The sequence below is a fragment of the Maribacter sp. HTCC2170 genome (assembly GCF_000153165.2).
In the GTDB taxonomy this organism is placed as follows: Bacteria; Bacteroidota; Bacteroidia; order Flavobacteriales; family Flavobacteriaceae; genus Maribacter_A.
On record NC_014472.1, the window covers coordinates 1,115,653 to 1,131,283 of the forward strand.

12 protein-coding genes are annotated in these 15,631 nt (G+C 37.1%); 3 read left to right on the forward strand and 9 right to left on the reverse strand.

What is annotated here, in order from left to right; translation table 11 throughout:
- The first annotated feature begins 11 nt into the window (after window positions 1–11).
- Together FB2170_RS05095 and FB2170_RS05100 are read left to right on the forward strand one after the other, a co-directional pair.
- Window positions 12–893, forward strand: a complete 882-nt coding sequence (locus FB2170_RS05095) for an NDP-sugar synthase (RefSeq protein ID WP_041632684.1) — start codon at window positions 12–14, stop codon at window positions 891–893.
- A 58-nt stretch (window positions 894–951) separates the two neighbouring features.
- Window positions 952–1,962, forward strand: a complete 1,011-nt coding sequence (locus FB2170_RS05100; protein WP_237701159.1) for a phosphotransferase enzyme family protein — start codon at window positions 952–954, stop codon at window positions 1,960–1,962.
- Window positions 1,963–2,053: 91 nt separating this feature from the next.
- Here FB2170_RS05100 and FB2170_RS05105 read toward each other — a convergent pair whose 3' ends face one another.
- Genes FB2170_RS05105 through FB2170_RS05115 form a run of 3 tightly spaced genes read right to left on the reverse strand, consistent with a single transcriptional unit; the run spans window position 2,054 to window position 6,512 of the window.
- A complete protein-coding gene (locus FB2170_RS05105; protein WP_013305455.1) occupies window positions 2,054–3,670 on the reverse strand; it encodes a sodium:solute symporter in 1,617 nt (538 codons plus the stop codon).
- A 21-nt stretch (window positions 3,671–3,691) separates the two neighbouring features.
- The gene (xylA, locus tag FB2170_RS05110) at window positions 3,692–5,017 is read right to left on the reverse strand and encodes a xylose isomerase (protein WP_013305456.1); all 1,326 of its coding nucleotides are present in this window, start codon (window positions 5,015–5,017) and stop codon (window positions 3,692–3,694) included.
- Between the two features lie 10 nt (window positions 5,018–5,027).
- Entirely contained in the window at window positions 5,028–6,512 is a 1,485-nt protein-coding gene (locus FB2170_RS05115) for a xylulokinase (RefSeq protein WP_013305457.1), read from the reverse strand.
- A gap of 393 nt (window positions 6,513–6,905) precedes the next feature.
- Here FB2170_RS05115 and FB2170_RS05120 point away from each other — a divergent pair, with 393 nt between their 5' ends.
- Window positions 6,906–9,197, forward strand: a complete 2,292-nt coding sequence (locus FB2170_RS05120; protein ID WP_013305458.1) for a GH92 family glycosyl hydrolase — start codon at window positions 6,906–6,908, stop codon at window positions 9,195–9,197.
- A gap of 82 nt (window positions 9,198–9,279) precedes the next feature.
- Here the strand turns inward: FB2170_RS05120 and FB2170_RS05125 are convergent, their stop codons facing one another.
- The 6 genes from FB2170_RS05125 to FB2170_RS05150 form a co-directional block, all read right to left on the reverse strand.
- The gene (locus FB2170_RS05125; RefSeq protein WP_013305459.1) at window positions 9,280–10,671 is read right to left on the reverse strand and encodes a hypothetical protein; all 1,392 of its coding nucleotides are present in this window, start codon (window positions 10,669–10,671) and stop codon (window positions 9,280–9,282) included.
- A 74-nt stretch (window positions 10,672–10,745) separates the two neighbouring features.
- Window positions 10,746–11,810: a mannonate dehydratase gene (locus FB2170_RS05130; protein ID WP_041633052.1), complete on the reverse strand. Its 1,065-nt coding sequence runs from the start codon at window positions 11,808–11,810 to the stop codon at window positions 10,746–10,748.
- Window positions 11,811–11,836: 26 nt separating this feature from the next.
- Entirely contained in the window at window positions 11,837–12,889 is a 1,053-nt protein-coding gene (locus tag FB2170_RS05135) for a lactonase family protein (protein WP_013305461.1), read from the reverse strand.
- Window positions 12,890–12,914: 25 nt separating this feature from the next.
- On the reverse strand, window positions 12,915–13,721 hold the full coding sequence (locus tag FB2170_RS05140; protein ID WP_013305462.1) for an SDR family NAD(P)-dependent oxidoreductase: 807 nt from the start codon (window positions 13,719–13,721) through the stop codon (window positions 12,915–12,917).
- Between the two features lie 31 nt (window positions 13,722–13,752).
- Window positions 13,753–14,169, reverse strand: a complete 417-nt coding sequence (locus FB2170_RS05145; RefSeq protein WP_013305463.1) for a hypothetical protein — start codon at window positions 14,167–14,169, stop codon at window positions 13,753–13,755.
- Entirely contained in the window at window positions 14,156–15,631 is a 1,476-nt protein-coding gene (locus FB2170_RS05150; protein ID WP_013305464.1) for a sugar porter family MFS transporter, read from the reverse strand. Before FB2170_RS05150 ends, FB2170_RS05145 begins: the two co-directional genes overlap by 14 nt.

Consider the following 15,631-nt stretch of genomic DNA (forward strand, 5'->3'; position numbering starts at 1 on the left):
AACACAAACACATGACATTACTATTAATGGCCGCTGGCCGTGGAAGCAGATATGGAAAATTAAAACAATTTGATTCCCTAGGACCCAATGAGGAGTTTTTAATGGAATTTAGTATGTATGATGCCATCGAGAGTGGCTTCGACCATATCGTGGTAATTACACAAAAAACCAATGTTGAGTTCCTGAGTGAGTACTTATCAAAAAAATTGCCAGAAGGAGTCAAACTTGATGTTGTAGCTCAAGAAATAACAGATTTACCAGAAGGAATCACGTTCAATGGTGAACGTGAAAAACCATGGGGAACTGCACATGCTGTATGGTCTGCAAGGAAAGTAATCAATAATTCGTTTGTTGTTATTAACGCCGATGATTATTACGGCAGATCGGCCTATAAAAAGGCAGCGGAATTCATTAAAAACAATTCTAAGGATTATGCCCTTGTTGGCTATACACTCAAAGACACCTTATCTGAACATGGCTCTGTGTCTAGAGGGGTTTGTAAAATGGATGAAGAATTCAATCTACTTTCGGTGAACGAAAGAACAAAGATTGAACAGCTACCAAATAGTGTAAAAGATCAGGACTCTGGATTGGAGTTTTCAGGAGATGAAATTGCCAGTATGAATTTCTGGGTGTGCAATCCATCAATTTTCGAAAGTTTCGAGGAAGACTTTAAGGCTTTCCTTAAGGATGACACCAACATCACAAGTGGTGAAATCTATTTGCCTTTTGTTATTCAGGAAATGTTGGAAAACAACAAAATCGGTGTTAAAGTATTACCTTCGGGCGGAGAGTGGTTTGGCATCACTTATGCCAGCGATAAAGAAAAGGCAATGGTTAAGTTAAAAGGCATGGCAGATCGCGGAGATTATAAAACACCTCTCTGGAATTAAACTTTGAATGGGAAAATTTGCCAAGACTTATTTAAATTCAATATTGAGATGTTTTTCTTTGAAGGGAGAAACATTTCAGTTTACCTCTATAAACAATGGCTACATCAATGACACTTATATGGTCTTTGACGATGGTAAGCCTCAGTACATATTACAACGAATAAACCATAATGTTTTTAAGGATATTGATGGCTTAATGTCTAACATCTTTCATGCGCTTAAAGAATTGGACAGTGACGACTATAGAAAGATTGATTTAATTAAATCCTTATCTGATAAATCCTATTATGATGATGAAAATGGTTACTGGAGACTCATGTCTTTTATAGACAACAGCACTACCTATAACATTACTAAAAATCAAAAAATAGCATTTGAAGCAGGTAGGATAATAGGTCGGTTTCATCAGATTTTAGAACATACCAATATTGACAACTATGTGGATACCATTCCAGATTTTCATAATTTGGAATTACGGGAAAAGCAGTTTAATTCTTCTAAAATCAAAGCAGATTCGGAGAAATTAATGATTGCAAAAAACGCAATTTCTTTTGCCCAAGAAACACTACTCAAATTACATGTACTTGGGGAATCTAGTTTACCGCCAAGAATATGTCATAACGACACCAAACTGAACAATATTCTGTTCTCAAAAAGTTCGGATAGGGCTCTTTGTCTTATAGATCTTGATACAATAATGAAGGGGTATTTTTATTATGATTTTGGCGATGCCGTTCGAACAATAGTGAACACTGCTGCTGAGGATGAAAAAGAATTGCATAAAATAACCTTTGAAAGAGATCTGTTCAATGCCTTTGTTGATGGTATTGCGGCTAATGGAGCATTTTTATCGCAAGAAGAAATAAGAACCTTATCCCTTGGTACTGTTTTTATGCCTTTTATTCACGGGCTAAGAGCACTTACCGACTACCTTAACAACAATATCTACTACAAAGTAGCTTATGAAAATCAGAATTTTGATCGCTGTTTAAGCCTTTTTGATTTTACACATAAAGCTTTGAATGAGGTCGATTTTATGGAGCGGACCATTTTGGAGAAATTAGGCTAGAACATTGAACTTATTTTGTTGGTATTCTTAACAACCGGACATATGTTCGCAACCGTTCAGTATCTAACGCACACCTTATTAGTATTTGTAATCATCCTACAAAATAAGATAATGTAAAAATCACAATAGCAACCAAAACCAACGAAAGTACAATGTCTATAGCTGCTATACTTTGTTTGTTGATTCTTTTGTCTTCGTCTGACAAAGTCCCAAAAGAAAGGCCAGCAATTGCCGCATAATTTGGTGGATCTGTTGCAAGACTGATACTTATACAAATCATCACGGAAAGAATAAACATGAATATCGCCATATGGGCAAAATTAATAGTTGCAAATTCCAGCAATACTCCGGATAAACTATCCTTGTAAATTTCTGCCAATATCCTTAAAGTTGCCACTATCAATCCTGAAAAAAGCGTTACGATGGCAGCTTTTGAATTCACTCTTTTCCATAATATTCCCAGTAAGAACACTGCTACAATAGGTGGAGCTATATAGGACTGAACGCTCTGTAGGTATTGATATAATGTTCCTCCGCCAATTTTTTCCATAATCGGAATCCAAATTATACCCAATATAACAACAATAGTAGTTGCAAACTTTCCGATATTGACCAATAATCGTTCTGGTGTGTTAGGCTTTAATTTTTTATAAATATCTATTGTGAAAATAGTGGAACAAGAATTAAAAACTGAAGCCAAAGAACTCATGAGCGCTGCCATCAAACCTCCTGCCACTAATCCTTTTAGACCTACTGGCAACAAAGTCTTTACCAGTACAGGAAAAACCTCATCGGCTTTATCATAAGATAAAACACCTTGTTTTGCAAGTGCAAAAGCAATAATACCAGGAATAAGGAAAATAAAAATTGGTAAGATCTTTAAATATGCACCAAAAATGGCTCCACGTCTACCTATTTTAATATTGTTTGCAGCCAAAGTTCGCTGTACTATATACTGATCAGTACACCAATACCAAAGTCCAACAATAGTTCCACCAAAGAGCATTCCCGTCCATGGAAAATCGGGGTCTGTCATAGGTCTCCACATATTAAAATGCTCGGTTCCAACGGTCTCTTTAAGCATATCCCATCCTCCTACTTCTCTAAGTCCTAAAAATGTAATTGTAACCGACCCAAAAATGAGTACAACAGTTTGTAAGGTTTCAGTATAAATAACGGCTTTCATACCTCCAATTACGGTATAAGCCCCCGTAAACAACACAATGCCAATTGCACCATACCAGAAGGGTATTCCCAATAATTCCGATACTACAATTCCTCCGGCATATATTGTAACGGAAACTTTTGTTATTACATAACCAGCCAAAGAAAAAACAGACAGAAACCATCGGGAACGACTATCGAACCGTTTTTCTAAAAATTCCGGCATGGTAAAGGCGTTACTCCGAAAGTAGAAAGGCAAAAAAAGCCAGCCCAAAAGTAATACTATCCAGGCATGTAATTCATAGTGCGCCATTGGCATACCAGATTCGGCTCCAGTTCCTGCTAAACCCACGACATGTTCAGAACCAATATTAGATGCGAATATTGAAGCCCCAATCACAAACCAACCTACATTACGCCCTGCCAAAAAATAATCCGCAGTATCTTTATTTTTCTGTAAGATGACCCAAATTGCAACTACTATCAATGCAGCAAAATAAACCCCAAGAACCAACCAATCGGCTTTCTCTAATATCGAATCCATATTCCCAAATCCTTTGGATAGCTATAAATACTGGTTGATGATATTTTCAAGCAGTTCTTGTTTTCCACTTTTCAGCTCTAACTCGCCATTATTTTTTGCCAATTGGTAAAGATCTTCAAAGTTTAATTTACCATTCTCAAAGTCCTTACCTTTCCCTGAGTCAAAAGAACTGTATCTATTCTGTCTTAATTTTTCATAATCTGAGGAAGAAATAATTTTTTCAGCTGTCAACAATGCTCGAGCAAAAGTATCTGCCCCACCAATATGTGCATGAAAAACATCATCGATATCAGTGGAATTTCTTCTGATTTTGGCATCAAAATTTATACCTCCGCCTTGTAAACCCCCTGCAGCCAGGAAAACTAACATCGCCTCGGTCGTTTCTTGAATATTGTTAGGAAACTGATCCGTATCCCAACCATTTTGGTAATCTCCACGATTGGCATCTAAACTACCTAACATTCCCGCTTTGCCTGCAACGGCTATTTCATGTTGAAACGTATGTTGCGCAAGTGTGGCATGGTTTACTTCAATATTAATTTTAAAATCATTCTCTAATCCATACTCTTTAAGAAAACCTATAGCTGTGGCTGTATCAAAGTCGTATTGATGTTTCATTGGCTCCATAGGCTTGGGTTCAATAAAGAAATTCCCCTTAAAACCTTGCCCTCTAGCATAATCTCTCGCCATTGTCAAAAACCGCCCCATATGATCCAATTCTCGACCCATATCGGTATTCAATAAAGACATGTATCCTTCTCTACCTCCCCAAAAAACATAATTTTCGCCGTCAAGAGCCATTGTTGCATCCAATGCCAGTTTAATCTGTCCGCCAGCTCTAGCAACAACATCAAATTCTGGGTTAGTCGCAGCCCCATTCATATATCTAGGATTGGAAAAACAGTTAGCGGTACCCCATAGAAGTTTAACCCCTGAAGCCGCCTTCTTTTCTTTTATATACTCAGTAATAGCAGCCAATCTACTCTCGGACTCTAAAAAAGACCCGCCCTCTTGAATCAAGTCAAAATCATGAAAACAGAAGTAGTCAAAACCCATTTTTGTGATAAACTCAAAAGCAGCATCCGCCTTATCTTTCGCAGCCTGAATTGGGTCTGATGATTTGTCCCAAGCAAAATCTTGTGTGCCTGGACCAAAAGGATCGGAACCCTGGCCGCAGAAGGTATGCCAATACGCAATGGCAAATTTGAAATGCTCACGCATTGTTTTACCAGCAACTATTTGTTCAGGATTATAGAACTTGAATGCCAAGGGGTTATTTGATTCCTTTCCTTCAAATTTAATTTCCCCAATTCCTTTAAAATATTCCTTATCTCCTATTAATGCCATGATACTATTCTTATTTGTTTAGTATTAATTCCAATTCTTTTTTCCAATTAAAATATGCTTTTTGATATGGTTCTTTGTCTTTACCAGGCGCATAAGTCATTACATAATCATTGTCCATGATATATGATCCAAATCTTTCAAAATCACCATCATTTAATCCAGCAGCTCTTGCCGCCCCAATGGCGCCGGTAGTATTATAAATTTCAATTTTGTGTCCGATCAAAGTAGCAATTGTATTAGCAAATATCTCAGCTCGAAATAAATTATCGTTCCCTACTCGCAGCACCTTGATTTCAATACCGTCTGACTTCAGGATTTCTATTCCATAAACAAAAGAAAAGGCTATTCCCTCTAATGTAGATCTGCAAATATGAGCTTTGTTATGATTATTAAGGTTGATATTTACGAATCTAGAACCAATATCCTGATTGTTCAACATGCGTTCTGCTCCATTACCAAAAGGAAGCGTTACCACACCGTCTGAACCAACCGGAATATCAGATGCTAGGTTATTCATTTCTTCATATGAAGTAACCGACAAATTATTCAATAACCATCTATATTGTATACCTGCACCATTGATGCACAGTAATTTTCCTATTCGCGGAGCTATACCTTTTTTATAATTAACGTGGGCAAAATTATTAACCCTAGAACTCTCTTTTACCGATAAACTTTCCGTCACGGCATAAACCACCCCAGATGTGCCACCCGTCGCAGCAACTTCTCCTGGATTGAAAACATTTAACGAAAGTGCATTATTAGGCTGGTCACCTGCTCTGTAAAAAATCGGGGTTCCTGCATCAATACCACTTTCTGCTTCTCCTTTTTCATCTACTGTTGATTGTAAACCAAAGGTCTCGACGATATCTGGCACCAACGATTTTTCAATACCATAATAATTCAACAGAAAATCGGCTATATTGTCGTTTTTAAAATCCCAAAATATTCCTTCAGAAAGTCCAGAAATTGTTGTGTTAATTACATCTGAAAACCTAAATGCAATATAATCACCTGGCAACATGAACTTATGAACTTTATTGAATATATCGGGTTCATTCTCTTTAACCCATTTTAATTTAGATGCTGTAAAATTTGACGGAGAATTCAATAATTGAGTATTACATATAGCTTCACCCAATTCTTTAAAAGCTTCATTTCCCGTTTCTACAGCACGACTATCACACCAAATAATAGATTTTCGTAATGGAATTCCATCTTTATCAACTAAAACAAGACCATGCATTTGATAAGAAATGCCAATCCCTTTAATTTCTGAACTTTGAATATTATATTTTGTTTTGAGTTTTGAAATGGCTTTACACGAATGTCGCCACCATTCATTAGGATCCTGTTCAGCCCAACCATTTTTAATTGCCAGCATTTCCATTTCGGCTTCCGGTTCTTGAACAACGCCGATACTTTTGCCGGAGGAAATCTCAACCAATGCCGCTTTAATTGAAGAACTACCAATATCCAATCCTAGGTAATACATGGAAACTACATTAATTACTATGAAAACCGTTTAAATTTAGTCATTCAAAAATTACGTTACAAGTTAAAGATTAAAACGATTTATGATTAGAAAAATTCGTGACAAATAATCCCTGTTTCTTAGATTGATTGTTCATTAATTTATGGACTCTTTAAAAAAGGATTTCCACTGCTTATAGTCATCTTTCATTTATTTTTTTAACTGTTTTATCTAAAAAATTATAGAAAATTCATTTCTATTCAATTTTATATTTCAAAGAACCCGGAAGTAATAAATCAAGGCATGTACTTCTCTACAGAGAAAGGATTCTTTAATATTGCAACCGGTGATTTTTTTAAGGATTTCAAATTACTAGACTATTTTTGAACATAGTGAATAAAGTAAAATAACTGTATGAAGTACAAATTTCTATTTTCGATTCAATTTTTACTGGCATCATCAATCTCTGTTCTCCTATTAAATTCTTGTAAGGAAAAAGAAGAAGCAGTAATTACAACAGAAAAGATTAATGCATTACAATATGTTGACCCATTTATAGGAACAGGGTTCCATGGACATACGTTTCCTGGTCCGGTAATGCCTCATGGCATGGTTCAATTAAGTCCAGACACAAAATTAAATGGCTGGGATGCATCAAGTGGCTATCACTATAACGACAGCACTATATATGGGTTTTCCCATACCCATTTAAGCGGAACAGGAATTGGGGATATGGGAGATATTCTATTATTACCTTTTACTGGTGAAATTGAAGAAAAACCAATTGCAACTTTCAACAAAGAAGATGAACTAGCTGAAGTTGGTAAGTACTCCGTTAAATTCAAAAATTACGATGTAAGCGCAGATCTATCTGTAACAGAACGAGTGGGTATTCACAGGTATTCTTATGACAAAGGATCCAAACAAAGGCTTTTGTTCGATATTGGCCATATTTTACAACGCACATGGGGTCATAGTAACCGTTTAAATGAATTAGAATTTGTAAATGACCATACTATAAGGGGGCTAAAAAACTCTGAAGGCTGGGCTTATGATCACCAAGTGTATTTCTATGCTGAATTTTCAACTCCTTTCAATATTGACGCAGTAGTAGTGGATTCGCTTGAGTCTGATATTAATCAAAAAATATATAATGGCAAGAACATATTTAGTTATTTAAGTTTTACTAACCTTGAAGAGGACGAACCTTTGTTGATAAAGGTTAGCATTTCCTCGGTTGATCAAGAAGGGGCTAAAAAAAATATGACGACCGAACTTCCACATTGGAATTTCGAAGAAGTTAAAGAAAAGGTAGCAACGACTTGGCAAAAAGAATTAGAACGGGTTTTGGTAACCTCAAAAGACAAAAAAACATTAACCACTTTTTATACAGCATTATATCATAGTATGATTGCTCCAATGGTGTATCAAGATGTTGATGGAAGATATAGAGGAATAGATAAAAAAATACACCAATCAGAAGTTGGACAAACCAATTACACTGTTTATTCTCTATGGGACACCTTTAGGGCGCTTCACCCATTAATGACCATTCTAGATGAACCAAGAACTAAAGATTGGGCCAATAACCTTATTTTAAAACATGAACAGGGCGGCATACTGCCTATGTGGCCATTGGCATCTAATTATACTGGCACTATGGTTGGTTATCCTGCGGTAGCAAACCTTGCGGATGCACTTAGTAAAAACATTGTGGGTATCGACAAACAAAAGGCATTGCAATCTGCATTGACTAGTGCCTCTTATAATCCTCAATTAATTAGTTCTAGTGAGGAACCGCGCAAACAACGATTAATGCCATTATACAACAAATATATAAACGAAGGCAGGCATATCCCATCAGATAAAATTGAGAAATCGGTCTCTTTTGGTTTGGAAAATTCGTATTACGACTGGTGTATTTCTAAAATTGCTGAACTTAACAACAGTGATTCCATTGCCGAAAAATTTAGTAAACGAGCACAAAACTATAAGCGCTATTTTGATAAAGAAACTGGTTTTATGCGTGGAAAAAATGAAGATGGATCTTGGGTTTCTCCATTTAACCCAAAATTTTCAGATCACGAAAATGCCGACTATGTTGAAGGTAATGCATGGCAATGGTCATGGTTTGTACCACACGACATTGATGGCCTTGCCAAATTATATGAAAACAAAAAAATGTTTACCTCTAAACTCGACACCCTTTTTACAACAAGTTCGGTCATTGAAGGTGAAAATGCCAGTGGAGATATAACAGGGTTAATAGGACAATACGCTCATGGCAATGAACCTAGTCACCATATTATTTATTTATACACTCATGTTGGGCAACCCTGGAAAACACAAGAATTGGCGGATAAAATCTTAACAGAATTTTATTCCAATGAACCAGATGGTATTATTGGAAATGAAGATTGTGGGCAAATGTCTGCGTGGTACATTCTTAACGCTATGGGCTTCTACCAAATAGCTCCTGGAGACCCAACTTACACGATTGCGAGACCATTATTTGATAAAGTAGAAATACCGCTGACTAACAACAAAGTATTTACTATACTCACCAAAAATAATAGCGCTAAAAACAAATATGTACAACATGTAACTTTAAACGATATGGAGCTTCCACATTTAACTTTTAATCATGAAGATATTAAGGCAGGAAGTACACTTGTGATTACGATGGGAGATACTCCTTTAAAATAACGCTTACTCCATATTTATAAAATGAGTAACAACAATGAAGAAACAAGTATTAAGCTTATAAAAACATAGTTTTATACTTGCTCTATATCAATGTTTTGATTGCAGCCCCTAGCAAATCGAGGCCAATAGATTGGCAAACCCCATCTCTATTTTTCTCTTTCATTGTTTTTATATCCCATTTATGAACATCATCTGCTAGTCCCCATAATTCTCGGAATTGTTCCACATAAAGCTTATCATTCTCTTGACTGGTAAATTCTGGTTGAAACTGATTAGTTGCTACATCACGGGTACTCCACATGGCATTTATTGTTTTCTCTATGCAATCAGACAAATCAACATCTATAAGTGCTCTTTCTTCTTCACTCCCTAAATAACGCATCATAATTCCACGACCAGCAAGATAGTCTCTACCATGTTCTGGGCCAAAACTTGATAAACAGGGAGCCTCGCGAATAATTCCGTCAACATTTGCAACCATTCCATTTTTTACGCCCTTACCGATTAATTCCAGTAAAGCTCTTAGTTTAGTTTCATATGATTCTACATCAAATTGGGGGTCTATGCTATTAGTGGACAGATATGTTGCCAATTCATTTCTAATCGCTAACATATCGGTCAAAACCGCTACTAACATTCCTTGATCGCCCGTCCAAACCCAACCTTCTGCCCATGGTGGATGTATTTTTTCTTGATAGTTAGAACCTTCAAAAAATGCTATCGGACGTTCTTGTACCAATGCCCCTGAACTGGTTAACTCTTTTAGATATTGATATTCATCTAACTTAAACCATTCTTCAAACCAGAGCCATTGTTGGTAGGCCATATCTAAATATTTATCATTATCAGCAATATTTTCTGTTAGTGATAGTCTATATATTCGTGTTGAAAGTAAAAATAGCAGCACATTGGTCACTGTATTTTTAACCCCTTTGCTAATACCATTTGCGTCGCCATTTCGACAGCCATGAGGGACAGGTTTAGCCATATCTGATGAGTCATATGCTGTTCTCTTTTTGTATTCCCAGCATAAGTCAGTTGAAAGTTTAAGGTATTTATTGGCAAGTTTCTTATCCCCTATTCTCAAAAGATGCTTTCTCGCATTGAGTGCCATAATACCCCACCAACCAAAATCATCTGCCCAAAGGTCACCCGGGTCAAAGTTGTTGAAAAAAACAAGGTTTTCTTCCAACATTTCACCAACTCTTTTTTGAATATCATCTACTTCTGAATCATCTGGCCAGCGCTGTTGCAAAGCATCCACAAAAGTAAGGCAGGCATCAAATGTATTGCCCCTCTTCCAGAAATCGTTGAAATTCCAAACTTGTTCAAAACGTACAAAAGCTAGTAAGGCCTGTTTCTTCAGTTCATTACTGGATCTGGATGTAACGCAAGACCATGATAATAGAGGTGATATACTTGTAAGCGCCATACTGGAAGCCCCTGTAACTTCAATAAATTTTCTTCTTTTCATTTCCTTTCTGTTTTTATATTGTTATTGAAATGATATGGTATATAATGGCCCAATTATTGTTAAAAGCTTTATGGTTATAAAAGCGACATAGCAGCTTTCATATATCCCATAGCATAAGCCATTCCTGCATACCATGGAGCATCACATGTCATTTGCGGCGTATGGTCGGGAATCAAAACTCCGTCAAAATTGTTTTTCTTTAAAATCTTCAAGATTTTGAACATGTCTATATCTCCCTCGTCCACAAATACTTCTTTATAATTAGGCACCTTGCCTTTGATATTTCTAAAATGGATATACCCAATTTTACCTTGCTGACTATAGCTTTCGGTAGCATCATACACATTCCCCTCGGTCATCTCGGCAATGGAGCCTAAACAGAATTCCAAATTATTGGCCGAGCTTGGGTTCATGTCAATCAATTTTTGATATAAATCCGGTTGAAACACCAATCTGGGCGTATTCCTCACATAAGGCAATGGTGGGTCATCGGGATGCGCTGCCATTTTAACTCCAGCTTCTTCAGCTATTGGTAATATTTCATCTAGAAAATATTGCAATCGGTTCCATAGTTCCTCATGTTCAATTTTTGGTATTGAACCTTCTGGAGCTTTTTCATCGTATACCATGTTCCATACCATGCCGTTGGGTATTGGTGTATCATCCCCACCTTCCATTCCTACTGATACTGCTTCTCCTCTAGCATATTCGCCTTGTGTTCTTGCAGCTACTCCAGCCAAGGAGAAATTATACCCAAAAATGGGAATCCCTGCGGCACCAACATTGCGAATCAATTGCTTTATGTTGTTCATCTGTTCCTCTTTCTTGGGACCGTCTAACAAAATATCGTGCCAGTGAGCAGGATCAAAATTTTCTATTGCTTCCCATACTAATCCATGTGCATTGATTTCCTTCTTAATAGCCATTAGCTCCTCCAAAGTCCAAATATGATTAGGGTCACCGGCCTTTCCCCAGCCTTCCTCTTCCCCAACTGGTTGATTTGCGTTATTCTTATCATTCTTTTCGTGTCCAAAATAATCTACCATATGCACTACCAAATGCGTGGCGCCACATTGTTTGGCAAATTTATAATGGTCCTCATTCAACATATGCTTGTATAATCCGAATCCTAATTTCATTTTAATATCTTGTTTTGGATAATAATTCACTTAAAAAATACCACACAAACTGGAGTTTTTATCTCCTTTGTTCGGTACGTTTCATTCAAATTTCCATCGGCCTGTATTTTATATACTACAGTGTCATTTGAATTTTGATGACAAGCAATCAGCCATTTGCCACTTGGTGAAATATTAAATTCTCTTAGTTCTTTGCCTTCTGTTTTCTGATACCCTACCAATTTCAATTCCTCACCTTCTGTCTTGAAAATCGTAATCCCATCAAATTGCCTATTGCCTACATACAAAAACTTGTTATTGGGGTGAATTCTTATGGCCGAGGCACTTCGAGCACCTTGATAAGAATCTGGCAAAGACTCATAGAAGTCAATTTGTTTGAATTTCGCTTCATCCTTCTTTAAAACTGAAACCACACTAGTCAGTTCATTGATTACGTACCCTAAACTACCCTCTTTGTTGAGCACCAAATGACGTGGGCCTCCACCTTTAACAATATCTATGTCACCAAGTGAGTTAGGTCCTAATCTGTCATCATTAAACTTGTAAGCTTTAACTGTATCGATACCTAAATCGCAGACATACACATCTTTTCTATTTGGATGGACAGTAATATGATGTGCGTGTGGGGCTTCCTGCCGTACCAAATTAATACTCGACCCGGAATGCTGATGGTTATTGACACATTTCATCAATTCCCCGGAATCATCCAAAGGGTATTCAAGCATATTACCTGAAATATAGCATGCCACTAAAACTCTATTATCAAAGACTTCGTTATGACATGGGCATCCCCCTTTAATTGGTTGTTCATTTAAAAATTCCAATGAATAATCATCGTTGATCCTATAGGCCTGAACCATGGGATTCTCCTCCTCAATTACCTCAGTGTTACAATACAAATAATTGTTGTCCTCGCTTAAAGCCAGGTAACTCGGACTGATTGTATTTTGAGTATGCAATACTGAAAGTTTGCCGGTATCCTCGTTCAATTGAACGGTAGATATCCCATTCCCGGAACCTACAATTTCAGGTGAAAGAAATTGGGTGTAACTGCCTATAAAGAAAGTCAAAAACGCCATTGTATTTATGTTAAATTCTCAACATTTATTCGGACTCATTCAATCTTGGTGGTCGTGGGTCATATTGAATGGTATTGTTCATATAGGCCCCATCAATATAGATGTCAGACCCATTGATATAACCACCTAAATCACTTGCCATAAACGCGACTGTATGGGCTACATCGTCTACATCACCTATTCTGCCCTGAGGAATCCAGTTTTCAAATTTCTTCTTCCCGAACTTTGCAATTTCATCACGGTTCATTTCAGTGGAAATTGCACCCGGGGCAACGGACACCACCCTTATATTATTTTCGGCCAATTCTAGTGAAAGGCATTTTGACAGCATTTTAAGACCGGCTTTCGCGGAACAATAATGAATCAATCCTTTTCTTGGTACTACATCATGAATGGAAGAAATATTTATGATGACTCCTCCTCCATTTTTTTCCATTCTATCTCCAGCTTCTTTGGAACATAAAAAAGGTCCTTTTAAATTCACATTGATTACTCGGTCCCATTCCTCTTCGACCAAATCCAATACATGATGAATTGATTCGGTGCCTGCATTGTTTACCAAAATATCTATACCTCCCATTACCCCATCCATTTTCAAGAACATTTGCTTTACCTGTTCAGCCTTGGACACATCTGCACAAGCAATGCCTGTTCTAACCCCATAAGAATTGCTTATTTCATTTGCTAGATCTTGTGCACTTTGTTCATTGCTATTATAATTGATAAAAACCTCCGCCCCACAAGCAGCCAATTTTCTACATATTTCAGCCCCTATTCCTCTACTGCCTCCTGTGACCAAAACTCTTTTGCCTTTTAAATCAATTTCTATCATAACCTAGTTCTTTGATATTCGCTTACTATTACTATAGATTACAGACCTCTCGGACCAATGCTTCCATTTCCTCCTTTTTTTCATCACTTAATGGGAAAAACTCAAAATCCCCTTCATGGGTATTGGACTTTTCAACGATGATAATCTCACAATCCGTACTCATCGCAATATTGTGCCAAGTATTCACGGGAATATTATAGATGATATTAGGCCTCATTACTTCTACCTCAAACTGTACATCAATCCTATTAATTTCCGCACTTATCAAGACAGCTTTCCCTTTCAAAAGAATAAAAACCTCATCGGTCAGATGATGGATGTCCAATTTATCAATATTGCCGATTTCCTGTTCGGGCATATAGTTCAATTGGGCCACTTGCCACCCATCCCGGATCAAGAAAGGATGATATCCATTATCCGTTATTTGATATTGTTCAATCAGTTTCATTTATCCCCTTCTGTTGTTTGTCATTTATCCTTTTCCAGGACAATTCAATTTCTTCTAATGTTTTACCCTTTGTTTCTGGGACATATTTCCAAATGAACCAAATGGCTGGAATCGTCAATGCCCCATAAAGAAAGAATGTGCCAGAAGGCTTTATGGTCTCTATAAAAACAGGATTCGTCAAGGTTATAAAAAAACCCGTAACCATTAAGGAAAGGCTTCCAATGCTTACAGCAAGCCCTCTTATTTTAGTTGGAAATATCTCGCTGATAATAACCCAAACAATAGGTCCATAAGAAAATGCGAAGCATGCTACATAAATCAATAGTGGAATTATCACCAAGTTGGATCCAATAGCAAACAATACACCAACTCCCATAAGTGAAATGGCGGCGCCCACAACACCAATCAATAATAGTTTTCGTCTACCATAACGTTCTATGTTCATTATCGCGATAAAGGTGAAAATTGAATTGACCAGGCCTACCAAAACTGCACCAAGAAAAGAGCTTTCAACACTCTTGATTGATTCATTCAAGATATTAGGAGCAAAATACATAATGGCGGCAATACCACTCAAATGTGCGAACATCGGTAGCAGTATCCCTATTAATAAAGGTCTGCGCAAATAGGGTTTGAATAATTCCTTATATCCTTGGGTTTCTTGTACAGTGGCTTCTTTCATTTCTGCCATTTGGGTTTTTGCCATGTCCGCATTACCCAACCTTGTCATAGTTACAAAAGCTTCTTCCTCTTTACCATTGACCACCTGCCATCTTGGACTTTCAGGAACGAACATCAACAACACCAAAAATAGAATGGCAATCGGTATTTCGGTACCGAACATGCCTCTCCAAAGCTCTTCAACAAATAGCCAGTCCCAAAGACCGACTTCAGCGCCACTAATAATCCCTGCCTTATCACCAGCTTGATTAAGTACAATCCAATCAACAAGAAATGCCAGAAGAATACCCAATGTAATTGACAATTGATATAGGGAAACCATTTTTCCTCTTTTCTCTGGCATGGTTAATTCTGAAATATAAATAGGAGCTACCACTGAGGTTATACCCACACCTATACCTCCAATTATTCTAACTACGATTAGTGTTAGAAAAGATGAATCCAAACTTGAAGTTATCCAAAATGTGGAATCTAGATTACCTAAAAATTGAGGTGGCAACATCGAACCAAAAGCTGAAATGGTTAAACAAGTTGCAGCCAACAGCAAGGTTTTTTTGCGTCCATATTTATCTGTTACTTTTCCTGAAATTAAACACCCCAAAATAGTACCTAACAATGCAGAGGAGACTACCCATCCCAACATACTTGCCGATAGATTGTATTGACTTTCCAAAAAAGAATTACAACCAGATATGATTGCCGTATCATAACCGAATAGAAACCCCCCAATTGTCGAGACAAAACTTATGGCAAGAAGGTAAAAAGAAGATTTTTTGTTCAT

What these genes read in the sequence shown, in the direction of transcription:
- FB2170_RS05130 (WP_041633052.1), bottom strand. Translation starts at nt 11,810, where the DNA reads ATGAAATTAGGATTCGGATTATACAAGCATATGTTGAATGAGGACCAT.
- FB2170_RS05125 (WP_013305459.1), bottom strand. Translation starts at nt 10,671, where the DNA reads ATGAAAAGAAGAAAATTTATTGAAGTTACAGGGGCTTCCAGTATGGCG.
- FB2170_RS05120 (WP_013305458.1), top strand. Translation starts at nt 6,906, where the DNA reads ATGAAGTACAAATTTCTATTTTCGATTCAATTTTTACTGGCATCATCA.
- FB2170_RS05135 (WP_013305461.1), bottom strand. Translation starts at nt 12,889, where the DNA reads ATGGCGTTTTTGACTTTCTTTATAGGCAGTTACACCCAATTTCTTTCA.
- FB2170_RS05140 (WP_013305462.1), bottom strand. Translation starts at nt 13,721, where the DNA reads ATGATAGAAATTGATTTAAAAGGCAAAAGAGTTTTGGTCACAGGAGGC.
- xylA (WP_013305456.1), bottom strand. Translation starts at nt 5,017, where the DNA reads ATGGCATTAATAGGAGATAAGGAATATTTTAAAGGAATTGGGGAAATT.
- FB2170_RS05150 (WP_013305464.1), bottom strand. Translation starts at nt 15,631, where the DNA reads ATGAACAAAAAATCTTCTTTTTACCTTCTTGCCATAAGTTTTGTCTCG.
- FB2170_RS05095 (WP_041632684.1), top strand. Translation starts at nt 12, where the DNA reads ATGACATTACTATTAATGGCCGCTGGCCGTGGAAGCAGATATGGAAAA.
- FB2170_RS05145 (WP_013305463.1), bottom strand. Translation starts at nt 14,169, where the DNA reads ATGAAACTGATTGAACAATATCAAATAACGGATAATGGATATCATCCT.
- FB2170_RS05115 (WP_013305457.1), bottom strand. Translation starts at nt 6,512, where the DNA reads ATGTATTACCTAGGATTGGATATTGGTAGTTCTTCAATTAAAGCGGCA.
- FB2170_RS05105 (WP_013305455.1), bottom strand. Translation starts at nt 3,670, where the DNA reads ATGGATTCGATATTAGAGAAAGCCGATTGGTTGGTTCTTGGGGTTTAT.